Source organism: Actinomadura rugatobispora (assembly GCF_055379765.1).
Window position 1 is genome coordinate 7,344,947 of sequence record NZ_AP029191.1, and the last position, 25,909, is coordinate 7,370,855.

At 73.3% G+C, this 25,909-nt stretch carries 25 protein-coding genes; 14 read left to right on the forward strand and 11 right to left on the reverse strand.

Translation table 11 applies throughout. The features are described from left to right. Positions 1-57: 57 nt before the first annotated feature. Positions 58-693, reverse strand: a complete 636-nt coding sequence (locus ACZ466_RS32845; protein WP_378287708.1) for a MerR family transcriptional regulator — start codon at positions 691-693, stop codon at positions 58-60. A 75-nt stretch (positions 694-768) separates the two neighbouring features. On the opposite strand from ACZ466_RS32845, the gene ACZ466_RS32850 reads away from it, so the two are divergent. Continuing rightward, positions 769-1,773 carry a redoxin domain-containing protein gene (locus tag ACZ466_RS32850; protein ID WP_378287709.1) on the forward strand — a complete coding sequence of 335 codons (1,005 nt, stop codon included), beginning with the start codon at positions 769-771 and terminating at the stop codon, positions 1,771-1,773. Here ACZ466_RS32850 and ACZ466_RS32855 read toward each other — a convergent pair. Both ACZ466_RS32855 and ACZ466_RS32860 read right to left on the reverse strand, forming a co-directional pair. Next, positions 1,770-4,124, reverse strand: a complete 2,355-nt coding sequence (locus tag ACZ466_RS32855) for a glycoside hydrolase family 3 protein (protein WP_378287710.1) — start codon at positions 4,122-4,124, stop codon at positions 1,770-1,772. The genes ACZ466_RS32850 and ACZ466_RS32855 overlap by 4 nt on opposite strands. A 17-nt stretch (positions 4,125-4,141) precedes the next feature. Beyond that, a complete protein-coding gene (locus ACZ466_RS32860; protein ID WP_378287711.1) occupies positions 4,142-4,861 on the reverse strand; it encodes an IclR family transcriptional regulator in 720 nt (239 codons plus the stop codon). A 191-nt stretch (positions 4,862-5,052) separates the two neighbouring features. Between ACZ466_RS32860 and leuC the strand changes: the two genes are divergently transcribed. The 4 genes from leuC (at position 5,053) to ACZ466_RS32880 (ending at position 7,904) form a co-directional block, all read left to right on the forward strand. Continuing rightward, on the forward strand, positions 5,053-6,504 hold the full coding sequence (leuC, locus tag ACZ466_RS32865) for a 3-isopropylmalate dehydratase large subunit (RefSeq protein ID WP_378287712.1): 1,452 nt from the start codon (positions 5,053-5,055) through the stop codon (positions 6,502-6,504). 20 nt (positions 6,505-6,524) lie between these two features. Next, the gene (leuD, locus tag ACZ466_RS32870; protein ID WP_378287713.1) at positions 6,525-7,112 is read left to right on the forward strand and encodes a 3-isopropylmalate dehydratase small subunit; all 588 of its coding nucleotides are present in this window, start codon (positions 6,525-6,527) and stop codon (positions 7,110-7,112) included. 103 nt (positions 7,113-7,215) lie between these two features. Continuing rightward, positions 7,216-7,467: an SCO5555 family protein gene (locus ACZ466_RS32875; protein ID WP_378287714.1), complete on the forward strand. Its 252-nt coding sequence runs from the start codon at positions 7,216-7,218 to the stop codon at positions 7,465-7,467. A gap of 158 nt (positions 7,468-7,625) precedes the next feature. After that, positions 7,626-7,904 carry an HU family DNA-binding protein gene (locus ACZ466_RS32880; protein ID WP_378287715.1) on the forward strand — a complete coding sequence of 93 codons (279 nt, stop codon included), beginning with the start codon at positions 7,626-7,628 and terminating at the stop codon, positions 7,902-7,904. A 97-nt stretch (positions 7,905-8,001) separates the two neighbouring features. Here the strand turns inward: ACZ466_RS32880 and ACZ466_RS32885 are convergent, their stop codons facing one another. Together ACZ466_RS32885 and cofC are read right to left on the reverse strand one after the other, a co-directional pair. Beyond that, entirely contained in the window at positions 8,002-8,232 is a 231-nt protein-coding gene (locus ACZ466_RS32885; protein ID WP_378287716.1) for a hypothetical protein, read from the reverse strand. A gap of 46 nt (positions 8,233-8,278) precedes the next feature. After that, positions 8,279-8,965, reverse strand: coding sequence for a 2-phospho-L-lactate guanylyltransferase (gene cofC / locus ACZ466_RS32890; protein ID WP_378287717.1), 687 nt, complete (start codon positions 8,963-8,965; stop codon positions 8,279-8,281). Positions 8,966-9,046: 81 nt separating this feature from the next. Here cofC and ACZ466_RS32895 point away from each other — a divergent pair, with 81 nt between their 5' ends. After that, the gene (locus tag ACZ466_RS32895; protein ID WP_378287718.1) at positions 9,047-9,832 is read left to right on the forward strand and encodes a lysophospholipid acyltransferase family protein; all 786 of its coding nucleotides are present in this window, start codon (positions 9,047-9,049) and stop codon (positions 9,830-9,832) included. A gap of 37 nt (positions 9,833-9,869) precedes the next feature. After that, positions 9,870-10,859: an NAD(P)H-dependent glycerol-3-phosphate dehydrogenase gene (locus ACZ466_RS32900; protein WP_378287760.1), complete on the forward strand. Its 990-nt coding sequence runs from the start codon at positions 9,870-9,872 to the stop codon at positions 10,857-10,859. Positions 10,860-10,883: 24 nt separating this feature from the next. Here ACZ466_RS32900 and ACZ466_RS32905 read toward each other — a convergent pair whose 3' ends face one another. From ACZ466_RS32905 to pstC, 4 genes are read right to left on the reverse strand one after another with little or no spacing between them, the layout of a single operon-like run. Next, positions 10,884-12,416 carry a substrate-binding domain-containing protein gene (locus ACZ466_RS32905; protein ID WP_464041780.1) on the reverse strand — a complete coding sequence of 511 codons (1,533 nt, stop codon included), beginning with the start codon at positions 12,414-12,416 and terminating at the stop codon, positions 10,884-10,886. Positions 12,417-12,474: 58 nt separating this feature from the next. Then, a complete protein-coding gene (locus tag ACZ466_RS32910; RefSeq protein WP_378287720.1) occupies positions 12,475-13,398 on the reverse strand; it encodes a phosphate ABC transporter ATP-binding protein in 924 nt (307 codons plus the stop codon). Between the two features lie 47 nt (positions 13,399-13,445). Further along, positions 13,446-14,582, reverse strand: a complete 1,137-nt coding sequence (gene pstA, locus ACZ466_RS32915) for a phosphate ABC transporter permease PstA (RefSeq protein ID WP_378287721.1) — start codon at positions 14,580-14,582, stop codon at positions 13,446-13,448. Beyond that, positions 14,582-15,589 (reverse strand): phosphate ABC transporter permease subunit PstC, encoded by a 1,008-nt coding sequence (pstC, locus tag ACZ466_RS32920; RefSeq protein ID WP_378287722.1) that lies wholly within the window; start codon positions 15,587-15,589, stop codon positions 14,582-14,584. The genes pstA and pstC overlap by 1 nt, the downstream gene beginning before the upstream one ends. A 265-nt stretch (positions 15,590-15,854) precedes the next feature. Here pstC and ACZ466_RS32925 point away from each other — a divergent pair, with 265 nt between their 5' ends. Then, positions 15,855-16,796 carry a sortase gene (locus ACZ466_RS32925; RefSeq protein WP_378287723.1) on the forward strand — a complete coding sequence of 314 codons (942 nt, stop codon included), beginning with the start codon at positions 15,855-15,857 and terminating at the stop codon, positions 16,794-16,796. Between the two features lie 54 nt (positions 16,797-16,850). Here ACZ466_RS32925 and ACZ466_RS32930 read toward each other — a convergent pair whose 3' ends face one another. Next, entirely contained in the window at positions 16,851-17,006 is a 156-nt protein-coding gene (locus ACZ466_RS32930; protein ID WP_378287724.1) for a hypothetical protein, read from the reverse strand. A gap of 39 nt (positions 17,007-17,045) precedes the next feature. Beyond that, positions 17,046-17,735, reverse strand: a complete 690-nt coding sequence (locus tag ACZ466_RS32935) for a class E sortase (protein WP_378287725.1) — start codon at positions 17,733-17,735, stop codon at positions 17,046-17,048. Positions 17,736-17,894: 159 nt separating this feature from the next. Between ACZ466_RS32935 and ACZ466_RS32940 the strand changes: the two genes are divergently transcribed. The 6 genes from ACZ466_RS32940 to ACZ466_RS32965 all read left to right on the forward strand — a co-directional run bounded on the left by ACZ466_RS32940 (position 17,895) and on the right by ACZ466_RS32965 (position 25,887). Beyond that, a complete protein-coding gene (locus tag ACZ466_RS32940; protein WP_378287726.1) occupies positions 17,895-19,067 on the forward strand; it encodes an HtaA domain-containing protein in 1,173 nt (390 codons plus the stop codon). Between the two features lie 290 nt (positions 19,068-19,357). Then, positions 19,358-19,789, forward strand: coding sequence for a DUF1508 domain-containing protein (locus ACZ466_RS32945; RefSeq protein WP_378287727.1), 432 nt, complete (start codon positions 19,358-19,360; stop codon positions 19,787-19,789). Between the two features lie 230 nt (positions 19,790-20,019). Further along, on the forward strand, positions 20,020-22,083 hold the full coding sequence (locus ACZ466_RS32950; protein WP_378287728.1) for a hypothetical protein: 2,064 nt from the start codon (positions 20,020-20,022) through the stop codon (positions 22,081-22,083). Between the two features lie 315 nt (positions 22,084-22,398). After that, positions 22,399-23,556, forward strand: a complete 1,158-nt coding sequence (locus ACZ466_RS32955) for a substrate-binding domain-containing protein (RefSeq protein WP_378287729.1) — start codon at positions 22,399-22,401, stop codon at positions 23,554-23,556. A 206-nt stretch (positions 23,557-23,762) separates the two neighbouring features. Then, a complete protein-coding gene (locus tag ACZ466_RS32960) occupies positions 23,763-24,521 on the forward strand; it encodes a hypothetical protein (RefSeq protein WP_378287730.1) in 759 nt (252 codons plus the stop codon). Positions 24,522-24,771: 250 nt separating this feature from the next. Continuing rightward, complete coding sequence (locus ACZ466_RS32965; RefSeq protein WP_378287731.1) at positions 24,772-25,887, forward strand: D-alanine--D-alanine ligase family protein; 1,116 nt, start codon at positions 24,772-24,774, stop codon at positions 25,885-25,887. The last annotated feature ends 22 nt before the right edge of the window (positions 25,888-25,909 follow it).

Here is a 25,909-nt window from a genome sequence, read left to right on the forward strand (position 1 = left end):
TTAAACGCCGAATTGGTGATGAATTGCGCAATTCCGACTTGTCATGGCTGGAATGTCCTAGCCCTCGGCGGTGCCGAAGCGGCGGGCCGAGGCGTCCTCCTGGGCCAGCCGGTGCAGCGCGGTGAGGACCTGCTCGTACAGGACGGTGGAGACCAGCATCGAGTGCACCGTCCGGCTGCGGGGGGCGCCGTCGGTGACGCGGCCGATCTCGTGCTCGGCGACCTCGGCGGCGGCGTGGACGTAGGGGCGCAGGTCGGTGAGGGTGACCGGGAAGCCGAGGCGGCGCAGCGCGACGAAGGTCTGGGCGAGCAGGTCGCGGGCGGGGGCGCGGTCGGTGACGTGCCAGCCCAGTTCGGCGATGAGGGCGTCGACGTCCTGGCGGGCGGCGCGCCAGTGCGGGTCGTCTGGCGGGGTGACGTGCGGGCCGATGGCGTACTGCGTGGTGCCGAACAGGTCGTGCATGCCGACGGCGTCGTTCTCGACGGCGGCGAGGATGCGGCGGATGGCGGCGACCGGCAGGTCGCCGACCTCGCGGAGCGCGCGGATGAGGCGCAGCCGCTCGAGGTGGCCCTCGTCGTACTCGGCGCGGGTGGCGCCCGAGGCGGTGCCCTTCGGCAGCAGTTCCTCGCGAATGTAGAACTTGATCGTCTGGACCGTCAGACCGCTGCGGTCGCTCAGTTCCGAGATCTGCATCGGCGTTCCCCCTTGACTTGGATACTAGAGCTATCCAAGTATTGGATACTGTCACTATCCAATGAAGGGGTCTCCATGTTCACCGCCGTGGAAGCGGGCCGGGCCTACGGGCTGGACGCGCGTCTCGACGATCGGGGGCGGCTGCTGGCCGCGCCGGACCGGCCGCTGCTCGGCTGGGAGCGCAAGCCGCACGGCTGGTGCCGGGAGGAGGCGTGCCTGCCCGCCGCCCGCGCGGCCGCCGCCGAGACCCCCGGGGGCGTGGACGTCGCCGCGTTCGCCGGCCTGGTCGGCAAGGTCGCCGTGATCGATCCGGACGAGCGGGCGGTGGCGTTCGCGGAGGGCGCCGCGCAGGCCCTCGGCGCCGATGAGGCGCCCGATTTCACGCTGGACGGCGTCGCCCTGTCGGACCTGCGGGGACGCAAGGTCGCGCTGGTGTTCTGGGCGTCCTGGTGCGGCTGCCGGTACGACCTGCCCGCCTGGCAGGAACGGCACGCGGCCCTGGAGGGCGACGGGCTGACCGTGGTGAGCGTGGCGCTCGACCGGTCCGCCGCCGACGCGCGGCCCTGGATCGAGGAGGCGAAGGTCACCCATCCGGCGCTGGTCGACGCCGAGGGCGTGGCCGCCGAGCTCTACAACGTGATCAACGTGCCGACCGTGGTGTGGATCGACGAGGAGGGCCGGATCGTCCGGCCGCAGGACAGCCAGACGGCCACCGACCTGTTCCGCTCCATGAACGGCCTGGACTCGGAGGCGTCCCACGCCGCGCTGCGCCGCTGGGTCCTGGACCGCGACCCGGGGCTGACCGCCGCGGAGGTCCGGGAGCATCTGCGCGTGCCGACCGCCGAGGAGCGGCGGGCGCGGGCGCACGCCCGGCTCGCGGTCTGGCTGGCCCGGGAGGGACGGGCCGCCGCCGCCCGCCGCCACCTGGACGAGGCCGCCGCGCTGGCCCCGCACGACGTGGCCATCCGGCGCGGCCTGATGGCCCTGACCGGCGAGGACCCGTTCGGGGACGCCTACTTCGCGCTGCGGGACGAGCTGGAGCGCTCCGGCGTCCCCATCTACCGGCCGCTGCCCCTCTAGACCTCGGTGTCCACGATCAGGTCGCCGATGGAACGGCCCGCGTGCAGCCGGTACGCGCGGGGCAGCCGCCCGTCCAGCGGCACCGTGACTGTCACCCGCTCGCCGGGGCCCGCCTCCACGACCGCGAAGCCCGCGAGCCTGATCGACAGGACCGGGCCCGAGGCGTAGCACTGGACGACCTCGCGCCCCCGCCGGTTGCCCGCGTTGCGCACGGTCACCTCGGCGGCCTCCCCGGACGGCGCGACCGCGACCGACTCGTACTCCCAGGCCGTGTAGCCGAGGCCGTGCCCGAACGGGTAGGCGATGTCCTCGGGGGCGTAGCGGCGGTAGCCGATCGCGGCGCCCTCGGCGTACTCCAGCGTCCCGTCCGGGCCGGGGAGCGGCGACAGCACGCCCGTCTGGGTGGCCGGGAAGGTGGTCGGCAGCCGCCCGCCCGGCTCGGCCAGGCCGGTGAGCACGTCGGCGATCGCGTCCCCGCCCTCCTGGCCGGGCAGCCACGCCCACAGCACCGCGGCGACCTCCTCCCGCCACGGCATCAGGACGGGCGCGCCCGCGTTGACCACCACGACCGTGCGGGGATTGGCGGCCGCGACCGCGGAGACGAGCTCGTCCTGGCGGCCGGGCAGCGCCAGGCTCGTCCGGTCGAAGCCCTCGCTCTCGACGCCGGAGTCGGTGCCGACGACGACCACGGCGGTGCCGGCGGCGCGGGCGGCCTCGACGGCGGCGGCGAACTCCTCGTCCTCGGGCGGCCGCGGCTCGCGGTAGCCGAGGCCGAACGCGACCGCGAACGCCGGCTCGTCGAAGGAGTGCCGCAGTTCCACCGGCACCGGCCGCCCGGCGGGCAGCCCGAGCGTGACCCGGCGCTCGGGCGGTCGCGTCAGCGACTCGACCATGCCGCCGCCCTCGGGGACGAGGGTGAGGGTCTCGGCGATGTCGTCGCCGACGCGCAGGTCGAAGCGGCCCGTCCCGGCGGCGGCGAAGGTGTGGACGCCGTCCTCGGACGGGGTGACCAGTGCCCGCAGCACGATCCGCCGCGTGCCCTCGGGGAGCCCGCCCAGGAAGAGCAGGGCGGCGGTGCGGCGGTGCTCGGACAGCAGCACCGTCCCGGCGGCGTCGAGGTAGTCGACGCGCGTGCCGGGCTCGCCGGTCACCGGGTCGGCCGCCAGTGCGAGCGGGAGCGGCGCCAGCCGGGCGTGCGGGTCGACCCCGGACCGGACGGTGATCACGGCGTCCTCGCCCAGCGCCCGCCGCAGCCCCTCGTACGGCGTCACCACGCGCTCGGGGTGCACGTGCGCGCTGCCGCCGCCCTGGGCGGCGAACCGGACCGCGTTGGGGCCGATCAGCGCCACGTGCGCGGCCCCCCGCAGCGGCAGGACGCCGTCGTTGCGCAGCAGCACGGCGCCGCGCACGGCCAGGTCGCGCAGCCGGCGGCGGGCGTCCCCGGGCGTGGTGGCGGGCGGCGGCCCGGGGACGCCGCCCAGGGCGCCGACCCGGGCGGCCAGCCGCAGGATCCGCAGCACCTTGTCGTCGATGACCTCCTCGCCGATCCGCCCGTCGCGGACGGCGGCGGCCAGCCGGTCCCCCCACCGGCCGGTGGGCAGGCCGGGCATCTCCAGGTCCATGCCCGCCGCGGCGCTGGCCTCGGTGGAGCGGATCGCGGTCCAGTCCGAGACCACCACGCCGTCGAAGCCCCACTCCTCCTTGAGCAGGCCGGTCAGCAGCGGCCGGTGCTCGGTCATGGCGGTGCCGTTGACCCGGTTGTAGGCGGCCATCACCGCCCACGCCCCGGCCCCGCGGACCGCTTCCTCGAAGGGGCGCAGGTAGAGGTCGTCCAGGGTGCGGTCGTCGATGCGGGCGTCGTAGGACATCCGCGCGGTCTCGGAGTCGTTGCCGACGAAGTGCTTGACCGTCGCGGCGACCCCGGCCGACTGCACGCCGCGTACGAAGCCGGCCGCGATCCGGGCGGCCAGCAGCGGGTCCTCGGAGTAGTTCTCGAAATGGCGGCCGCCCAGCGGGGTGCGGTGCAGGTTCACCGTCGGGGCGAGCTGGACGTGCACGCCCTTGTCGCGGGCCTGCGCCCCGTTCAGCCGTCCGGTCTCCTCGGCCGCGTCCGGATCCCAGGTGGCGGCGAGCGCGGTCGGGTTGGGGAACAGCAGGCTCGGACGGCGCTCGTCCCAGGCGGTGCCGCGCACGCCGCTGGGGCCGTCCGACAGCACCAGCGGCGCCAGGCCGATCTTCTCGATCGGGCGGAGCGTCCAGAAGCCGGCGCCGGTGAGCAGGCCGACCTTCTCCTCCAGGGACAGCCGCGCCAGCCGCCCCCGCAGATCGGCCTCCAGGCCCTCCGCGTCCACAGGGCTATTAGAGCAGGTCAGGAGGTCGTGCGGCGCATCGACTCGGAGATCTTCTCGGCCGCGGCCAGCACCGGACCGGCGTGCAACCTGCCGGGGGAGCGGGTGAGCCGCTCCAGCGGCCCGGACACCGAGACGGCCGCGATGACCCGGCCGCCGGCGCCGCGGACGGCCGCCGACACCGACCCGACGCCCTGCTCGCGCTCGCCGACGCTCTGCGCCCAGCCACGCCGCCGCACCGTCGACAGCGTGGTGGCCTCGAACTTGGCGCCGCGCAGGCCGCGGTGCAGGCGGTCGGGCTCCTCCCAGGCCAGCAGTATCTGCGCGGCCGACCCGGCGGTCATCGGCAGCGCGGCCCCGACCGGGATGGTGTCGCGCAGCCCGCTGCTGCGCTCGGCGGCGGCCACGCACACCCGCACGTCGCCCTGGCGGCGGAACAGGGAGGCGCTCTCCCCGGTGAGGTCGCGGAGCTGGACCAGGACGGGCTGGGCGATGGCCAGCAGCCGGTCCTCCCCGGCGGCCACGGCCAGCTCCGCCAGCCGCGGGCCCAGGATGAAACGGCCCTGGGTGTCGCGGTGGACGAGGCGGTGGTGCTCCAGCGCGACGGCGAGCCGGTGGGCGGTCGGGCGCGCCAGACCGGTCGTCTGGACGAGCTGTGCCAGCGACGCCGGGCCGGCCTCCAGCGCGTTCAGGACCAGAACCGCTTTGTCAAGTACGCCGACTCCGCTAGAGTTGTCCATGTCTTGATATTGCCGTCTCGTCATATGAGATGCAACTCGGGTAGGGGCGCTCGTCGCGCTACGCGCGCCTTCGCCGCTGCCCGTGATGCCGACCCGGGGGGCGACCCCCGGACCCCCGACGGGGACGGCAAGGTGACAGAGACCACGGCGCGCGCCGCGCGCCGGAGGACCAACCAGGGTGAGGTGGAGCGATGGGCCGCACATTGGCCGAGAAGGTGTACGACGCGCACGTCGTGCGACGAGCCGAGGGCGAACCGGACCTGCTCTACATCGATCTTCACCTGGTCCACGAGGTGACCAGTCCGCAGGCGTTCGACGGCCTGCGGATGGCCGGCCGCAAGGTGCGCCGCCCCGAGCTGACGATCGCCACCGAGGACCACAACGTCCCGACCACCGACCTGCTCAAGCCGATCGCCGACCCGGTGTCGCGCACCCAGGTGGAGACGCTGCGCAAGAACTGCGCCGACTTCGGGATCCGCCTGCACCCGATGGGCGACGACGGCCAGGGCATCGTCCACGTCATCGGCCCCCAGCTGGGCCTGACCCAGCCCGGCATGACCGTGGTCTGCGGCGACTCGCACACCTCCACGCACGGCGCGTTCGGCGCCCTGGCCTTCGGGATCGGCACCAGCGAGGTCGAGCACGTCCTGGCCACCCAGACGCTGCCGCAGATCAAGCCGAAGACCATGGCCGTGACCGTGGACGGGGAGCTGCCCGAGGGCGTCACCGCCAAGGACCTCATCCTGGCGATCATCGCCCGGATCGGCACCGGCGGCGGCCAGGGCCACATCATCGAGTACCGCGGCGAGGCGATCCGGGCGCTGTCGATGGAGGGCCGGATGACGGTCTGCAACATGTCCATCGAGGCCGGCGCCCGCGCCGGGATGATCGCCCCGGACGCGACCACCTTCGCCTACCTGGAGGGCCGCCCGCACGCCCCGCAAGGGGCGGACTGGGACCGGGCCGTCGAGTACTGGACGTCGCTGCGCACCGACGACGACGCGGTCTTCGACAAGGAGGTCGTGATCGACGCGGCCGAGCTGACGCCGTTCGTCACCTGGGGCACCAACCCCGGGCAGGGCCTGCCGCTGGGCGAGTCGGTGCCCGACCCCGCCTCCTACGCCGACCCGACCGACCGCCAGGCCGCCGAGCGGGCCCTGGAGTACATGGGGCTGACCGCCGGGACGCCGCTGCGCGAGATCAAGGTCGACACCGTCTTCGTCGGCTCCTGCACCAACGGCCGCATCGAGGACCTGCGCGCCGTCGCCGGCGTCCTGGAGGGCCGGAAGGTCGCCGACGGCGTCCGCATGCTGGTCGTGCCGGGGTCCATGAAGGTCAAGAAGCAGGCCGAGGAGGAGGGCCTGAACGAGGTCATCTCCGCCTCCGGCGCCGAGTGGCGCGAGGCCGGCTGCTCGATGTGCCTGGCCATGAACCCCGACAAGCTCACCCCGGGCGAGCGCAGCGCGTCCACGTCCAACCGCAACTTCGAGGGCCGGCAGGGCCCCGGCGGCCGGACCCACCTGGTCTCGCCCGCCGTCGCCGCGGCCACCGCCGTCACCGGCCGCCTGGCCGCCCCTTCTGACCTCGGCGGAGCCGCCGGGGGGCCTGGGGGGTCGTCCCCCCAGAATGACACCGACCTCTGAGCACCGAGGACTCCACGATCATGGAAGCGTTCACCACCCACACCGGGCGCGGCGTGCCGCTGCGCCGCAGCAACGTCGACACCGACCAGATCATCCCGGCCGTCTGGCTCAAGCAGGTCAGCCGCACCGGCTTCGACAAGGGCCTGTTCTCCGCCTGGCGCGAGGACCCGGGCTTCGTGCTCAACCAGCCGCAGTACGAGGGCGCGAGCGTCCTGATCGCCGGGCCGGACTTCGGGACGGGGTCGTCCCGCGAGCACGCCGTCTGGGCCCTGCAGCAGTACGGCTTCCGCGTCGTCATCGCGCCGCGCTTCGGCGACATCTTCCGCAACAACTCCACCAAGATGGGCCTGCTGCCGGTGATCCTGCCGGCCGAGACCGTCGAGGCGCTCCAGGCCCAGGCCGAGAGCGACCCCACCGCGGAGATCACCGTCGACCTCGGCGCCCGCGAAGTGCGCAGCGGCGACCTGACCGCCTCCTTCGAGATCGACGACTACACCCGCTGGCGGCTCATGGAGGGCATGGACGACATCGGCCTGACCCTCCGCCACGCCGACGACATCGCCGCCTACGAGGGCCGCCGCGCCTCCTGGCTCCCCGTCACGGCCTAGGGCTTCGGGGCGCCGACCGCCCCCCGGATGCACGAGCGTGTCTCCTCACCGACGACAATTCATAAGGTGCGGAGACACGCTCGACTCGTTGGGGGCTTGGACATTGACTGAACCGGAGGCACGGGACAGGGACCCGTGGACCGGTCCTGAGTGGGAGGACCCTGCGCTCACCCGCCTCGCCCAGCAGCTGAGGGAAGCCCACCGGCTGGTGGCGCCGCTGCCACAGGAGACCCGGCGCCGGCTCATCCGGCACCTCCTGGCGATCACCGATCTGGCCAAACGCGACCCCGCGCTGGCCGGACGCAGGCTGGAGACCTTCCTCACCGATTTCCGCAGGGCGCCGGACGCCCGCTAGCGTGCGGGGTGGCCGGATCCGGTCCGGCTGCCCGGCGAGACGGGGGCGAGACCGACAAAAACGCCTGCGACACGGGAACTCTTGCTTGCAGGTGATTGTGTCGGTGCTATCGACCCTTTAGTTTCGTTCGGGCAAGGGGGGAACTAGAGGAGTAACCCATGAACAAGCGTGAGCTGGTCGACGCGATCTCTGACCGGCTGGGCAGCAAGAAGGCCGCAGCCGAGGCCGTCGACGCGATCCTGGACACGATTCAGACCGCCGTCGCCAAGGGCGACAAGGTCGCGATCACCGGGTTCGGTTCGTTCGAGAAGGCCGACCGGCCTGCCCGTACGGCCCGTAACCCCGCAACGGGCAAGACCATCCAGGTCCCCGCGACGTCGGTGCCGAAGTTCAAGGCGGGCGCCGACTTCAAGAACCTGGTGGCCGGAAAGAAGTAGCACCCTTCGACAGCGCCCGGGGCCGCGGTTTCGTCCGCGGCCCCGGGCGTTCTCGCGTCCAGGGCCCCCGGGTTCCGATCCGGTGGCGGGGGCGGGGTCAGGGCAGCGGGAACGTCGACAGGGTGATCACCGTGATCCGGCCGGGCCCGGCCCCGCTCGCGTCGCCCGCCGCGCCCTCGACGGCGATGTTGACCCGCTGGCCGAGGCGCAGCAGCCGCAGGCCCCCCGCGTCGAACGCCTCCGTGTCGAAGGGCAGCTCGGTCCCGTCGTCGAGCAGGACGCTGCCCGAGCGGGTCCCGGCGTCGAAGTGCCGCACCGTTGCCTGCATGGCCAGCACCCTACTCAGGCGTCCCGCCGCCCCGCGCCGGTGATCGTCACGCCGAGGCGCGGAAGGCGGGCAGCAGCTCGGCCACGGCCGCGGTCCGCGGGCCCGTGCCCAGGGCGAGCGCGGCGCGCAGATCGTCCAGGGTGTCGACGTCGCGCCGCACGCTGTCGATGTCGCCGGGCAGCAGCTCCCGCGCCCCCCGCGCGCGGTGCGCGGCCCGCGAGTCCTGCCCGAACGCCGGGGAGAACGGCACGCCCGGCCGGGCCGTGTAGAGCGTCGTCCCGATCCCGGCCGCGTCCGGCACGAACGCCTCCGGCCACCCCGCCGCGGCGTCCAGGACCCGGGCCAGCTCCCCGGGACGCAGCGCGGGCAGGTCCGCCGAGACCGCCCCGACCCCGTCGCCGGGGGCGTCCTCGCGGCCGCGGGACGCCCCGTGCACCAGGGCCGGATTGAGGCCCGCGTCCGGCTCGTCCGGTACGATCCGCGCCCCCAGCGCGGCCAGCTCGGCCGCCGGCACCGGGTCGTCGGTGACCACGATCACACGACGCACCCGGTCGCAGCGCAGCGCGGCGGCCACGGTGTCGGCCGCCACCGCCAGCGCGAGCGCCTCGCGGTGCGGCCCGGCGGCCCCGGACATTCGGGTCTTCGCCCGGGCCAGCACCTTGACCGGCACGACGAGCGACCATCGGAGCGGAGGCTCCGGGTGCTGGGGTGTACTGCGCTCTGCTGTAGACATGGCAACTCGACACTATGCGCAAGCGCCGCGACACTTGAGGACACCCCACGCACACCGTGGAGCGACCGAGGAGGGGACGGGATGGGTCACGCGTACTCGCCGGGTTGGCGGAAGGTGACGATCGTCATCCTGCGGCCCCTGCTCAACGGGCTCCTGAAGAGGGAGTGGCGGGGACGTGACAACGTCCCGCGCGAGGGCTGCGTCATCATCGCCGCCAACCACATCTCCGAGGCCGACCCGCTCGCGCTGGCCCACTTCGTGTACGCGTCCGGCCGCTACCCGGTCTACCTCGCCAAGTCGACGCTGTTCGACGTGCGGTTCGTCCGGACCGTGCTGCGCGGGACCGGCCAGATCCCCGTCTACCGCGACAGCGCCGACGCCGCGCTGGCGCTCCGGGACGCCGAGGAGGCGCTGCTGGCCGGCGAGTGCCTGATGTTCTACCCGGAGGGCAGCTGCACCCGCGACCCCGAGCTGTGGCCGATGACGGGCCAGACGGGCGTGGCGCGGATGGCGCTGCAGACCGGTGCCAAGGTGGTGCCGGTGGCGAGCTGGGGCGCGCACGAGCTGCTGCCCTACACCAAGGGCGAGCGGCGCGGCCTGGCCGGATCCCTGAAGAAGGGCTTCCACCCGTTCCCGCGCAAGACGATGAAGGTGATCGCGGGGCCGCCGGTCGACCTGTCGCGGTACGAGGGCCGTCCGCTCGACAAGGCCGTGCTGCGCGAGGCCGCCGACGACATCATGCGGCAGATCGCCGCCCTGCTCGGGGAGCTGCGCGGCCAAGAGCCGCCCGAGGAGCTCTACGACCACCATAGGGTGCTGGAGGAGCGGCGCCGCGGCCTCGGCGCCGCAGGGGAGGAGGCGTCATGACACGCGAGGGGGCTCTGTGACCTTCCGTACCGCCGTCATGGGCGCGGGGTCCTGGGGGACGACGGTCGCCAAGCTGCTGTGCGACGCGGGCGGCGAGGTCACGCTGTGGGGCCGCCGCGCCCCCGTGGTGGAGGCGGTCAACGAGCGGCACGAGAACGCCGACTACCTGCCCGGCGTGGAGCTGCCCGCCGGGCTGCGCGCCACCACCGACCCGGCCGAGGCGCTGGCGGGGGCCGACTTCGTGGCGCTGGCGGTGCCCGCGCAGACCCTGCGGGAGAACCTCGCCGCCTGGGTGCCCCTGCTGCCGCCCGAGTCGGTGCTGGTCAGCCTGATGAAGGGGGTGGAGCTGGGCACCTGCCGGCGGATGTCGGAGGTGATCGGGGAGGTCGCCGACGTGCCCGCCGAGCGGGTCGCGGTGTTCTCCGGCCCCAACCTGGCCCGGGAGATCGCCGCCGGCCAGCCGGGCGCCGCGGTGTCGGCGTGCGCCGACGAGGACGCCGCGCGGCGGCTCCAGTCCGCCACCATGACCCCGTACTTCCGCGTCTACACCAGCACCGACGTGGTGGGCGTGGAGCTGGGCGGCGCGGTGAAGAACATCGTCGCGCTGTGCGTGGGGATGGCGGTCGGGCTCGGGTTCGGCGACAACACGCGGGCGCTGCTGATGACCCGCGGGCTGGCCGAGATCGCGCGGCTGGGCGCGGCGCTGGGCGCCGACGAGCACACCTTCGCGGGGCTGGCCGGGATGGGCGACCTGATCGGCACGTGCAGCTCGCCGTTGTCGCGCAACCGCACGTTCGGGGAGAACCTCGGCCGCGGCATGACGCTGGAGCAGGTGGTCGCCGTGACCAAGCAGACCGCCGAGGGCGTGAAGTCGTCCGGGGCCGTGCACGAGCTGGCCCGCAAGCACAACGTGGAGATGCCGATCACCGAGGCGGTGGTGCAGGTGCTGTACGAGGGCGTCCCGATCGCCGACGCGGCCAGCGCGCTGATCTCCCGCTCGCCCAAGCCGGAGCGGTACGGCCTCTGACCGCCCCGGCCCCGGGCCAACGGCTCAGCCGCGCCGGCGGACGGCGGCGATCACCGCGGGCGGCACGGCGAGCGTGAGCAGGAGCACCAGGACGGGCAGTGCGCCGAGTCCGGGGGAGGCCGGGCCGTTGAAGCCCACCGGTCTGGCGCCGCGGCTCTGCCCGGTGCCCGTGCCCGGACCGGTTGTCCCGGGCCCTCCCGCTCCGGCCCCCGCTCCGGCCGTGGCCCCGGCGCCGGCGGACGGGCCGGCCGACGGCCCGTTCCCGCCCGGCCCGTTGCCGCCGTTCAGCCGGTCGAACGGGTCGTCCGGGGCCTTGGCGCCCTCGCCCAGGCCGCCGGAGAACGTCGGGTTGGCGCAGTTGCCCCGGGACAGCTGCTCGGCCGTCCGCCCGGTCATCCGCGCGATGGAGTTCACCATCTCCTGCGAGAGGTTCGGGGGGAGCGGGGAATAGCCGATCCGCGCCATCTTGACCTGTCCGTCGCAGGCCACGAACCGCATGAACTTGGCGAGGGTGTCGGCCTTGCCGCCGTCGGAGTAGGGGCCCCGGCAGGTGTCGCGGCCACGCCCCGCATGGCACTGGACCATCATGTAGCTGTAGGCGGAGATCGGGTACGCCTTGGCGCGGCGGGAGGTGTAGACGCCCGAGAGCTCCTGGCTCAGGTCGGCCCGCAGATCGGCGTCCTTGAGGGCCTCGGCGATGTTCTCCGCGTACGGCTGGACCCACTTGCCCGCGCCGTTCCTGATGTAGGCGGCGGGCGCGTTGTGCTTGATGGCGTAGCCGAACTCGTCGTACCCGATGCTCCACTCGCCGTTGCGGCTGGCGACGTAGGCGGCCATGGCGTCGGAGGTGGTCATGCCGACGATGTTGGGCGCGAAGCTTCCGGAGGGCCCGCGCTCGGGCAGCTCGACGATGCGGCGGTCGGGGAGGCGGTGCCGCTCCCGCCACGGCTCGTAGACGTCCCGCGCGGCCTCCCGGACGAAGTCGTAGAACAGCGCGGTGGTGCCGGACCGGCCGGTGCGGTAGACGACCTTGATCGGCTGGTCGGGCAGCCTGACCCCGCGGTTGTCGGCGGAGATCTCCGGATGCGACCAGCGTGAGATGGCGCCGGTGAAGATCTTGGAGACGGTGCGCTGGCTCAGATGCAGCCAGTTGATCTTGTTTCCGGCCGCGTCCCGCACGTTGTACATGATCGACACGGCGCCCGCGACGTCGGGCACGTACTGGTAGCCGCGGGGCAGGTCGGGGTCGCCGTTCATGAGCGAGCGCACCTCGGCCTCGGTCCCGGCGAAGTCGACCTGGCGGCTGCTGTACTGGTCGACGCCTCCGGGTGAGCCGAGGTTGCCGTTGTAGGTGACCCGGATCCCGCGGACCTGGCTGCTGCGCACCCAGTCGTCCATGGCCAGCGCCACGTAGCTGGATCCCGAACCCGTCACCAGGGTGGCCGCCCCGGCCGGGGCGGCCGCGACGGCCAGCCCGGCCGAGCAGGCGCACAGCAGGAGCAGCGCGGCGAGCGCGGCGCGCTGGAAGCGCCGCGCGGGGCCGGTGCGGACGGACATGACGGCGGTACCTCCCGAGGGCGGGCCGGCCGCGCCGCGGGGGCGCGGCGGCGCCGGATCAGCCGAAGTGGCCCCGGACGTAGTCGAGCGTGCGAGGGTCGGTGGGCGAGTTGAACATCCGGTCGGTCTCGCCGTGCTCGACGATCCGTCCCGGCTGGTTCTCCTCGGCGAGGAAGAACGCGCAGTGGTCGGAGACCCGCTGCGCCTGCTGCATGTTGTGCGTGACGATCACCACGGTGACCTCGTGGCCGATCTCGGCGATGGTCTCCTCGATCCGCCGGGTGGAGGTCGGGTCGAGCGCGGAGCAGGGCTCGTCCATCAGCAGCACGTTCGGGCGGACGGCCAGCGAGCGGGCGATGCACAGGCGCTGCTGCTGCCCGCCCGACAGCGCCCCGCCGGGGGAGTCCAGCCGGTCCCGGACCTCCTTCCACAGCCCGGCCCGGAGCAGGCTCCGCTCGACGAGCGCGTTCTTGTCGCCGCACTTGATCCCGGCGAGTTTGAGGCCGGCGAGCACGTTCTCCTTGATGCTCATCGCGGGGAACGGGTTGGGCTTCTGGAAGACCATGCCGATCCGCATCCGCACCTGCTGGGCGCGCTGCCGCGGGTCGTAGACGTCCTCGCCGTCCAGCAGCACCTCGCCCGCCAGCTCGGCGCCCGGCACCAGTTCGTGCATCCGGTTGAGGATGCGCAGGAACGTCGACTTGCCGCAGCCGGAGGGCCCGATGAGGGCGGTCACCCGCCGCGGTTCCATCCGCAGGGAGACGCCGTCCAGGACGAGCCGTCCGCCGAACCAGGCGCACACGTCCCTGGCCAGCAGTTCCGCGGCGCCGGGCGGAGGGCCGCCGGTGAGCACGATCTCCCGGTCGGAGGTGGTCAGGCCCGTCCGCCTGGTGGGGACGTCCGCGGGCGGCTCCATGGACGGCTCCATGGACGGCTCGGCGGGCGGCTCGGCGGATGGTTCCGGCTTCTGGACGGCGGGCACGTGGTCTCCTTGTCGGCGTTGTGATCGGCGGTGCCGGGAGGGGCGCGTCATCGGGAGCGCCTCCGGGAACGGTCCCGGCCCACGTAGCGGGCCAGGGCGAACAGCCCCAGGACGACCCCGATGAGGACCACCGCCCCGGCGAACCCGCGTTCCGCCGCGGCCGCCGACGGCTTCTGCACGTTCGAGTAGACGAAGAGCGGCAGGCTGTCCTGCGGCTCGGCCAGCGGATTGGCGTTGAACAGGTCCAGCCCGAAGGAGGTGTAGAGCAGCGGGGCGGTCTCGCCGACCGTGCGGGCGATGCCCAGGACGACGGCCGTGGTCACGCCCGTGCGCGCCGTCGGCAGGACCACCGACCAGACCGTCCGGGCCCGGGAGGCGCCCAGCGCCAGCGACGCCTCCCGCAGCCCCTGCGGGACCAGCCTCAGCACGACCTCGATGGTGCGCGTCACGGTGGGGAGCATGATGATGCTCAGCGCGAGGCTGGCCATCAGCCCGTTGAAGTTGAACAGCGCCCCCTCCAGCGGGATGATCAGCGCCGCGTAGATGAACAGGCCCGCCACGATCGAGGGCAGGCCGCTCATGGCGTCCACCAGGATCCGCAGCGGGCGGCGCAGCCGCGAGCGGGTCTCGTTGAGGTAGATCGCGGTGAGCACGCTCAGCGGAACCGCCCAGATCAGGGCCATGCCGACCTGCTCCAGGGTGCCGACGATCGAGTGCAGCGCGCCGCCCGCGGTGGCGGGCATGTCCGGGGTGACCCCGGTCTGGTCGGTGGTGAAGAAGGTCAGCCGCAGGGTCGGCACGCCCTCCAGCGCCACGAACGCCAGCAGCCAGCCGAGCGGCAGCACCAGCATGAGCATCCCGGTCCTGATCACGGTGCCCGCCACCTGGTCGGCCGCGGCGAGCCGGCCGCGCCGCTCCCAGGTGACGACGTACAGCATGACCAGGAAGGCCGCGTACCAGGCGACCAGGAAGCCGAGCCATCCGGCGCCGTCCGACAGCCGGGCGAAGATCAGCCAGATCAGCGTGAACGAGGACAGCCCGCAGCCCGCGAGCACCCCGACGTCCTCCCTGGTCATGCCGCGGATACGGCGCTGTGGCCGGGGGAGGGGCGCCGCGCCACCGTCCCGGCCGGTGCCGGTGCCGGTGCCGGCGGCGGTGGGGCCGGGGTCTCGTGTGATGGTCATCAGGCGTCCACTCCCGATCCGGACCTGCTCCGGGCGATGATCCACGAGGCGACCAGGTTGACCGCGATCGTGAAGGCGAACAGCACCAGGCCGAACGCCAGCAGCGCGCCGGTGATCTTCTCGTTGGCGCCGGCGTTGTGCGCGATGAAGCCCGAGATCGTGGCGCCGCCGTTCTCCAGGACGTGCCCCGACAGGATCGGGACCTGCGGCAGCATCAGCTTGACCGCGATCGTCTCGCCGAGGGCGCGGCCCAGCCCGAGCATCGAGCCGCCGACCAGGCCGCCGCGCCCGAACGGCAGCACCACGTTGCGGATCATGCCCCAGCGCGTGCCGCCCAGCGCCAGCGCCGCCTCCTTCTCGCCCGGCGGCGTCTGCGCGAAGACCTCCCGCATGATCGAGGTGGTGATCGGCATCACCATCAGCGAGACGATCAGCCCGGCGATGAACATCGAGCCGGTCAGCTCGGCCTCCGCCCGGGTGGAGAAGATCGGGATCCAGCCGAGGTTGTCGGCCAGCCAGCGCGACAGCGGGACGATCCGGTCGTTGAGGTAGGCCATCCCCCACAGGCCGTACAGCAGGCTCGGGATCGCCGCGAGCAGGTCGACCACACCGGTCAGCGTGTCGCGCAGGCGCGCGGAGGCGTACTCGGTGATGAACAGGGCCGCCAGCAGGCTCACCGGGATCGCGACCAGGCAGGCGATCAGCGCGACGATCACGGTTCCGGACAGCATGCCGAGCACGCCGAAGACCGGCGGGTCGACGTCGGTGCGCCATTCGATGGTGGTGAAGAAGCCGAAGCCCGCCGTCCGCAGCGCCGGTGCCGAGCGCAGCAGCAGGAAGAAGCCGATCAGCACGAGCAGGAGGAACAGCGCCGCCCCGGCGCCGGCGGCCACGCGGTGGAACACGCGGTCCGCCCGGCCCAGCCGCTCGGTCAGCGGCCGTGGACGCGGCTCCCGTGACGGCGCGGGCGGCTCGGGCGGCGGCGCAGGGCCGGCGAGGGTCGTCATCGGGCTCCTAGCAGGGCCTGCGGTCGGTCGGGGACACGCGGAGGTCCGGCCGCGCCACCGGCGGCGGCCGCATCCGCTGATCAGCAAGTGTGCGCGCGCGGCGACCGGCATGGGTGGCGCGGGAGTTAAGGCCCGACGGGACCACGGTGAAGCGGTTCCGGGCGGCGTTGACCCTGTCGCGCGCGCCCGCTGAAGCTGGGCGGGCCCCGGCACAGGGGCGGACGCGCCCGCGCGTCCGAGGAGTCCCGGTGATCGAGGAGTCGTGGTGATCGAGGCCGTCAAGGACAGGACCGCCCCGGGCGAGGACCCGGACGGCGGCCGCCGCCGCCTGCCTCCCGGGCCCGCCGCGCCCGTGCCGTGGACGCGGCGCCGGGTCCGGGCGCTCGCCGCGGTGTGGACGGCCGCGGTCGTCCTCTCGGCGGCCCTCGTCGTGTACGGCCTGGGCGGCCTGATGGAGAGCCGCCAGCAGCGCGCCCTCCTCGACGACATGCGCGGTGACATCGCCCGCGCCGTGGGGCTGCAGCAGACGCTGTTCGCCAAGCAGGAGACGCCCCGGGTCCCCGGGTACGGCGAGCCCGTCGCGATCGTGCAGATCCCGCGCCTGAAGCTGCAGCAGGTGATCGTGGAGGGCGCCGACCCCGGGGGGACGCAGGCGGGGCCCGCGCACGTGGCGGGGACCGCCGGCCCCGGCCAGCCGGGCAACTCCGTGGTGGCGGGGCGGCGGCACGGCTTCGGCGCGCCCTTCCTCAGGCTCACCTCGCTGCGGCCGGGCGACGACATCATCGTGTTCACCGTGCAGGGGCAGGCGCTGTACAAGGTGCGGTCGGTGGCGCGGACGAACCTGTCCCGCCGCGACGTCCAGGCGCCGAGCCGGGACGACCGGCTCACGCTGATCACCTCGGCGAGCTGGGCGCCCTGGGAGAGCGGGCGGGCCTACGTCGTGGTCGCGGCCATGTCGGGGCTGCCCTATCCGGCGACGCCGCAGGCCACCCTCTCCGAGGGCCACGACGGCCGGCACGGGGACCCGGCCGCGCTGCCGCTGTTCCTGCTGTTCGGGGGCGGGTTCGCGGGGGCGGCGTACGCCTCCGTCATGCTCTACCGGCGCTGGCTGATGGTGTCGACCTACGTGCTGAGCGCGCCCGTCCTGGTGGCGCTGCTGGTGCTGGCGACCGAGGCCGGCACCCGCCTGCTCCCCGCCTGGACCTGACGGCCCCGGCGTTCCCGGGGCGCGTCGGTCCGCGGGCGCTCGGTCCACGGTCGCTCAGTCCACGGTCACGTCGTCGAACGGCAGCAGCGGTCCCAGCAGCGGGAAGACCACGAACCACAGCAGCGCGAGCACGGCCGCGGCCAGCAGCACCGCTTCGACGATCTTGACGGGCCGGGCGCCGGGCAGCCGGTGCCAGATCCAGGCGTACATCCGCGATGTCCTCCGAGTTCTTCCAGTTCCGGGTTCCGGTCAGCGGCGGGCCAGTTCGGGCGGGCGGCCCGCGCTCTTGGCCTGGGCCCGGCTGAGCTCGGCGTGCACGATCAGCCGCTGGTAGTTGTCGAACTTGGGATTGCAGGTGGTCAGCGTGAGCAGCCGCCGGCTGGGCTTGGCGCTCGGCCTGTCGGGGTCGGGGGCGACGACCTGGACCCGGGTCGGCGGGACGACCTTCGACCGCGTGGTGCGGTAGACGAACCAGCCGCTGCGCGTCTCCAGCACGATCGGGTCCCCGGCCCGCAGCCGGTCCAGGTTCCAGAAGACCGACGGCATCCGGTGACCGGCGATGGCGACATTGCCGACCTCGCCCGGGTCGTCCGAATCGGGATAGTGCCCGGGGCCCTTGGCGAGGGCGCCGCGCGAGACGCCCTCGGCGACGACCCATTTCTTCCCCAGCCGCGGAATGTGCAGCCGGCCGATCGGCTGCCCGGGGACGGGCAGCCCCTGTTCCCAGCGCCGGTCCAGGTCGTTCTGGGCGCGGTCGGCGGCCCACGCCTTGCCGGCGAACTCGTAGGCCGCGAACAGCAGGACCACCAGCCCCAGCGTGAGCAGTATCTCGCCGGCGGCGAACACCGTCCGGCGGCTGACCAGGGGCGGCGGGTCGTCGGGGAACCGGGGATCGTGCGGGCCGGCCGCGCCGGAGACCATCGGGGAGGAGCGTGTCATCGCGGTGACCGGCCCCCTTCTCAAGCGGAGGTGAATGGACGGTTAAGAGCCGACGGCGGGCCATGGTGAAAAAGGTCGCGCAATTCAATGGCGAAGCGCTCGGCATAATAATCCATGACTGTTGTCTCTCGATGTCCTCTCGTGGAAAGTCGGCACGCGATGAGCAAAGTCGGTACGGAGAACTCGAAGAATCCCCCGCCGCGCGTCCGCGTGATGACCGCCGTCGGGGCGGCGCTGCTGGCGGCCGGTGCGGCGCTGGGGGTGAGCGGGGTCGCCTTCGCCGGCCCGGCCGCGCCCGCGCCGCCGGTCGCGCCCGCCACCGTGGCCGGTGTCACCGGCGGCCATCTTGACTGGCGGCCCGCCCGGTCCGGCGGTCCCGTCCCGTCGCTGGAGGCCGGTGACGGGGCGACCGTGCTCAAGGACGGCTCGGTCCGGTTCAAGGCGGAGAACGGCACCTACGACACGCGCTCGGGCGCGGCGCGGGTGTCGTACGAGGGCTGGGTCGTGCTCACCTACCCCGAAGGCGAGGTGACGCTGCGGGACCCGGTGGCCGAGCTCGGCGGGACGGCGCGGCCGGTGCTGAGCGCGGTGGTCGGGCCGGCCGGCACGGGCGGGGAGCCCTCCGGGCAGGCGCGCGCGCCGCGCACCCCGGCACCCACGGCGACCGCCGCCGCCGAGACCGAGATCGGCGAGCTGAAGACCTTCGGCATGCCCCCGCGGTCGGCGGGCCGCGACGTCACCTGGAGCGAGATCCCGGCGACGCTGACCGCGTCCGGGGCGGACGCCTTCCCCTCCGGCCAATTCGCCGGGGCCGACCTGGGCGCCGTCACGGTGTCGCTCCTGCACGCGGGCGTGCCGACCGGGACGGGCAGCCAGGAGGCGCGGGCGGCGGCCACCACCCCGACCACGACGCCCACGTCCGGCTCGCCCACGCCCACCGGCAGCCCCACGGACCCGCCGTCCGACTGCGCGTCGCCCACGCCCACCGACACGGGCACGCCCACCACGAGCCCGACGGCGACGTCCAGCGACTCGAGCGACGGGGCGATGGGGCTGTCGGCGAAGCGGCGGGCCCTGGCCACCACGACCGCCTCGACGACGCCCACCACCACGCCGACGGACACGGGGTCGCCCAGCCCGACGCCGACCGACTGCACCACGCCGCCGCCCGACGGCGGCGGTGGCGACCCCGCCGACACGGGCGACGACGACGCGCTGCCGAAGACCGGCGGCGCCATCGTCCCGCTGGTGCTGGCCGGCGCGGGGCTCTCGGCGACCGGGGGAGGCGTCATGGTCGCCGCCCGCCGCCGTGCCCTCCACACGCGGCCCTGACCCGGCCCTGACCTCGGCCTCCCGCGCGCCGGCCCGGCCTCTCACCGAGGGGCCGGGCCGGTGGCGTCAGCGGGGCGGACCGTCCCGGCGGGGAAGGCGCGACCCCCGACGCGCCACCATTGACGCGGTTTACCTGATGGCCTGATACAGCCAGGTGAATTATCTGCGACATGCAGCCACGTCGCGCGTTAAGTCCACGTTCATTGAACTTTCAAAAGCGCCCTGAATTTTACTGCTGTTGATCAAAGTCTGACGAATGCCTCCAGCCGACTCCAGCCGAGGGCGATGTCATGAGGTTCCAAATCTACCGATCATCCGACGCTGCGTTTTATTGGCGGATGCTGAGTCGCAACCACCGAATCGTCGCGATCGCCGCGGAAGGTTTCGCCAGCACGGAGGAGGTCGCCGAGGCCGCCGGTGCGGTCCGGGCGCACGCCGCCACCGCGGTGATCGACCTGACCAGCGTGCAGGGCGGCGAGTGGACGTGGACGATGCGCCTCGACGGCCGCCGCGTCGCCGTCAGCGCACACGCCTACGGCCGCCGGCTGGAGGCACAGGCCGCGGCGCAGCGGTTCCGCACGGGCGCCCGGGACGCCGAGGTGGTGGACAAGGTCATCCAGATCGGCCACGGCGGGGGCTCTCTCGCAGCGGAACGGTCCCATGCCGCCGGGGTGCGCCGTGACTGGACGGGCCGTGACTGGACGCGGGAGGGCACGGCGTGACCGCGGATCGCCGGACCACCCGGCGCGGGTGCGGGCACGGCCGCGCGCCCGCGCCGGGCACCACTGTGAACACGCGACGGGCGGCGGGTGAACCGACTCCGAGCGCCGTTGACCGCCTCCACGCCGCCGCCGGACGCTGGCGGCGGGCCATGGCGGCGCGCGCCCGGTCCATCGACGCGGCGGTACCGCGCGGACCGCGATCACGGGGAGGACCGGTAGTGGTGGGTTGGATGCACCGGCTGCGGAAGGCGGCCGGCGTGGTCGTGCTACTGGTCTGCGCGGCCGCCCTGTCGATCGTCCCGGGCGGCACCGCGGCGGCCGCCCCGACGGATTACGAGATCTCCGCCGCCACGCTGGCGGACCTCGCGGACGTCCGTCCCGGCGACCGGGTGCGGGTGGAGATCAAGTTCAAGGTCCCCGGCGCCCAGGTCGCCGTGCTGACCAACCCGCAACTGTGCCCCTCTCCGCTGCCCGCGGGCGTGGACGAGGAGAACTACCCGACCGTGTGCAAGAACGTGCTCAAGATCGACGTGCCGGACCAGACGCCCCCCGATCCCGGCGGCACGTTCACGTTCACGATCACCGTCCCGCCCGAGGGGGAGAACACCTACCCGGCGACCGACACCCCCGCGCTCTCCTGCGAGCCGGGCCGCCGGTGCTCAGTCGGGTTCACCATCCTCTACCTCACGGAGGCCGGCGATCTGGTGTACCTCCAGGAGGCGTCGTCGCTGGCCTTCACGGTGAAGCAGCCGAACGCCTTCGAGGGGTGCGAGGAGCCCAAGCCGGGAGAGGTCGTCGACATGGTCGGGCCGCACCGGCTGGCGCCGGCGTACGTGGGGTGGGTGCAGAGCCGCTGCGGCGGCGGCAAGGCCATCGACATGGAGTACACCGCCAACGACGACGTGACCGCCCGGGAGGGCTTCCGGGACGGCCAGGGAACGGTGTTCCTCGGCGGCGGCGGCGTGACGGCGGGGGAGCAGGCGGCGGCCGTCGCCAAACGCCCGTCGGTGGGCGTCCCGGTGGCGCTGAACGCCCAGGTGCTGGCGATCACGGGACAGTACCCGGCGTCCGGCATGGGCGGCCTCAACCGGCCCGCCTACATCGACGACATCAAGCTGACGCCCGAGCAGTTCGCCGAGCTCGTGACCACGTCGGGCGCCCTCGTCACCGGCCGGCACCAGGCGGCGGTCAGGGAGGCCAACCCGCAGCTGGCCACGCTTCTCGCCGGCCGGCTGCAGAACGCGGACATCGCCGCGTACGCGACCCGCGAGGTCGGGCACTGGGTGCTGTCGCGGCACCTGGCCCGGCACGCCCCGCAGGACTGGCGCTACCCGGACGTCCCCAGCCAGTACGACGACCCCGGTGAGGCGATCGGGGAGCTGTGGCGGCTGGACGTGCTGAACCCCTCCGGGGGCCGCTTCCTCTCGCTGGCCGGGGACCGGGTCGGCCTCGGCAAGATCCTCGACAACCCGGACTTCGTCGGCGACTGCGGCTCGATCGAGGCCGGATGCCTCAACTTCGTGCTCACGGACGCGGCCACCGCGGCGCACCTCGGGCTTCCGGTCGTGAAGCTGCGCAACGCCGCGGGCGAGTACGTGGCCCCCACCCCGGCGACCATGACCGCGGCCGCGGGGCAGATGAAGCGGCTGCCCGACGGCGCCCTGGTGCCCGACCCCGCGGCCGACGGCAAGGGCGCCTACCCGCTCACCTACGTCGAGTACGCCCACGCGCCGGCCTGCACCGGTCTCGCGGGCGCCGACCGGGTGCGGGACGTTCTCGGCTACATGGCCGGGGCCGGTCAGCAGCGGTTGCCGGCAGGGTTCGCGGCGCTGCCCGAGGGGTTGAAGAGCGAGGCGGCCAAGGCGGTGGACAAGGTCGGCGCGCAGACCACGGGACCCTGCGCCCAGGACGGCGGTGACCCTCCCGGCGGCGACCCCGGCGGCGACCCCGACGGCGGCGGGCCGAACGGCGGGACTCCCGCCTCGAACCCCGGTGGGGACACTCCGGACCCGGCCGGGGCGGACGGGGACCATCCGACGCGGCCGGTGACGAAGGCCGGGCAGCAGCAGGCGCTGGCCGGGGCGCAGGGCACCCATATCCCGCTGTTCGCCGGGCTGGCGGCGCTCGTGCTGATCGTGCCGATCTCCGCGCTGGTCCTCACCAACGCGATCACCTCGGGCACCGCGTACGGAACGTCCGGCCGGCACCGGGGAGGCGACCTGCTGGCTTGGTGGGCGGCCCTGCGGGCCCGGACGCGGTGGCTGGCCCGGCGGGCCCGTCTGATCAAGAGGTGAGCGGCTGAGCGCCTCCGCGCTCTGAACGGCCCCGGCCCCGGGGCCGCACGTGGCCGACGATGCCCGGCCGGCGGTACCTCCGCCGGCCGGGCATCGCGGCGTTCACGCCGGCCATCGAGGCGCCGCCGGTCCTCGCCGCGGATCCCGGCGGTGGTGCCGGGTGAACCCCGATCAGGACCGTTCCTCCGGTCGTCGGGCCTGAACGGTGGGGCCGTCGGCCGTCCGTTTCTCGGCCTGTCGGGCGTTACCCACGGACCTCTCAATGGGGTCTGGCCCCGGGTAACTGGGCCCGGGCCGAGTGACCGGAAGGATGTCATGAGACTTGGCATCAGAAAGGTGCTGCTCGCAGGAGCCGCGGCCGTGGCCCTGGGCGGCCTCATGGCGGCGCCCGCGAACGCGGTGGCGCCCGGCGACGGCATCGTTCAGACGATCACGATGGGCGGCTCGGACACCACCGAGGACGTCATGGACGCCCTGGCGGCCGAGTACAACACCAACACCACCTACAACCCCGACGGCGACGTGGTGAAGAACGTCCCGGTGCTGCCCGGGGCCGCTCCGGGCTTCTCCGTGCCGGGCGACGCCAACTGCGGTACTCGCGCCTACGTGGACAAGGCCCTGGCCCCGGCGACGCCGCCGCCGTACCCGGCGCCCAACGGGTCGTCCGACGGCAAGCGGGCGCTGCAGGGTGTCGCGCCGTTCCCGACCGACAACGCCACGACCGGCTGCTTCGACGGTGCGCGGTCGTCTTCGGGCCCGTCGAGCTCCGACCCGGCCGCGTTCGAGTACTACGCCTTCGGGCTGGACGCGGTGGGCGTGGTGAAGTTCCCGGGTTCGGTCGCCCCCGCCTCGCTGAGCATCCAGGAGATCCGCGACATCTACTCCTGCACCAAGACCAACTGGAACCAGGTGGGCGGTGGCAACGGCACCATCGTCCGCTACATCCCGCAGGACGACTCCGGTACCCGGTCGTTCTTCGTCAACACCGTCCTGGGCGCGGAGCCGTCCACGAGCTGCGGTGCCCTGAAGAAGGTCCAGGAGAACGACGGCACGCAGGTCGCCGCGGCCGACTACGGGACCGCCGTCCTGCCCTACTCGGTGGCCCAGTGGATCGCGCAGGGCAACGCCGTGGTGACCGACAAGCGCGCCAGCTCGGTGTTCATGACCCAGGAGACCACCGCGGGCAACCTGAACCCGGTGTCGGGGACCACGCCCAACCTCGTCCCCAACCCCAACGTGGTGAAGGAGCCCTCGGACTTCCTGGGCGTCCGGCGCGTCTACAACATCTCCTACAACGGCGTGACGCCCAAGTCGGACCAGGCGCTCCGCTTCTACGGCGACAAGACCAGCAACCCCAACGCCGGCCCCGGCTACATCTGCCGGGCCAACTCCGGAGCCGCCACCACCATCCGCAGGTACGGCTTCGCCACCTTCCCCCAGAGCATCTCGGGCAGCATCTGCAAGATCCAGTGACGCTCGCCGACGTGGCGGTGGTCGGACGGTGACGACCGCGTAGAGATCTGAAGTCGGGCAACGGACAGTTCCGCAGTGTCGTCCGTGCCGGGCCCGGAGCAGACCGCTCCGGGCCCGGTGGCCCTTGCAATCCGAGATCACCAGCGGCGGCCGTCTTATCAGTGAACATTGTGGACTTGGCCTGCCACCGAAGAAAGGAGTCGAAGGTGCGAATCAAGAAGGTTTCCGGGAAGCGACTCGGAAGTGTGGCCGCGCTGCTCGCGGCGACGGGTTCGGGGATCGCTCTCGCGGCATCGCCGGCGTCGGCGCATGAGGTCGGCAAGGAGGCGTGGACCTACCGCAGTGACACCGGCGCCTGCCACCTGACCAGGTCGTATGTACTGCCGACCAACGGCAACGGCGGTGCGTTCGCGGAGGGCGAGGCGTTCACCGGCGCCAACGGACCCTGCGGCGAGTGGGAGATCCAGGAGCCGGGCAACATCACGGCGCGGATCCTCTATCTCAAGCGGCAGGGCCCGTTCTGGGGAATCTGCCGGGACACCGGCTTTCTTTTCAACCCCGACCATTATTTCTCCTTCGCGGTGAGGCTCGAGGACTTCTCCGAGCCGCCCTGCGGCGCGGGTACTTACGGCAGCGTGGCGATCACCGCCCACTGGAAGGGCTGGTTCTGGAAGGGCGGGCCCGTCTGGTCGGGTGAGCACACCTTCCCGGAAACCATCCACACGGCGCGGAAATCCTCCGCCAATCCCACGTGGGTGGATGGCAACGGGAATGTCGACACCGCCGCCCTCCCGGACCAGATCCCGGTTCTGGACGAGAACGGCCAGATCAGCGGCTACACCGATGCCGAGCGTGCGATGTCGACGCCCTCGCTGTCCCCGGCCGACGCAGCGGCCAAGGCCAGGACGCAGGGCGGCAAGATCGTCCGGGGTGAGAACGGCATCGTCGTGGAGATCGGCCGCTGAGCTCGATGCCCGAGCCCGGATAGGCCCGGATAGACCGAGCGGGCTCTCGGGCGCGGAGGCGGGATGAGGAAGAGGTGCCCTGACGACCCGGATGATGGGAGTCACCACGCTCACCAGTCCGCTCAGAAGGGCACCTCGCGGGTCGGGTTGTGACCCCCGGGAGGCCTGTGACCTGCGGGAGGACCGCGCCCGGGACGCGGGCGTCCCGCTCGTGGCCGAGCCGGCCTGATCAACGGTAGGGTCGGGCGTCATGTCGCAGGTTTCACCCAAGATCCGCGTGGCCGTGGTGTTCGGCGGGCGCAGCTCCGAGCACGCCATCTCCTGCGTCACCGCCGGCGCGGTCATGGCGGCGATCGACCGGGACCGCTACGAGGTGGTGCCGGTCGGCATCGCCCGCGACGGCCGCTGGGTGCTGGCCTCGCCCGACCAGCGGCTGGAGATCGCCGACGGCCGGCTGCCCGAGGTGACCGCCGAGGGCGGCGCCGCGCTGGCGCTGCCGTTCGATCCCGACAGCCGCGGCCTGATGGTGATCGAGCCGGGCCGGGTCCCCGCGACGCTCGCCGAGGTCGACGTGGTGCTGCCGCTGCTGCACGGCCCGTACGGCGAGGACGGCACCATCCAGGGCATGCTCGACCTGGCGGGGGTCCGCTACGTCGGCGCCGGGGTGCTGGCCAGCGCGGTCGGGATGGACAAGGGCTTCATGAAGCTGGTCTGGCAGGCGCGCGGCCTGCCGGTCGGCCCGTACGTCCTGGTCGGCGACCGGGAGTGGCGCCGCGAGCGCAAGCGCAAGATCGACGAGATCAAGGACCTGGGCCGGCCGGTGTTCGTCAAGCCCGCCCGCGCCGGGTCCAGCATGGGCATCACCCGGGTCACCGCCGAGGAGGACCTGGAGGCCGCGGTGGAGGCGGCCCGCGAGCACGACCCGAAGGTGATCGTCGAGGCCGCGATCGAGGGCCGCGAGATCGAGTGCGGGGTGCTGCAGGGGCTGGACGACGGCCCGCCCGAGGCCAGCCTGCCCGCCGAGGTCCTCATGAGCGGCGGCCACGACTTCTACGACTTCGAGACCAAGTACCTCGACAACTCGCTGCGGCTGGACATCCCGCCGGACCTGGACCCGGCGGCGGTCGAGGAGGTCCAGCGGCTGGCCGCGCAGGCGTTCGACGCGCTCGACTGCGAGGGCCTGGCCAGGGTCGACTTCTTCTACACGCCCGACGGCCGCTGGATCCTCAACGAGATCAACACCATGCCCGGGTTCACCCCGGCGTCGGCGTTCCCGCAGATGTGGGCGGCGACCGGGCTGGACTACCCAGCGCTGGTCGACCGGCTCATCCAGACCGCGCTCCGGCGCTCCACCGGCCTCCGCTGAAGCGTAACCCCGGTCCCGGAAC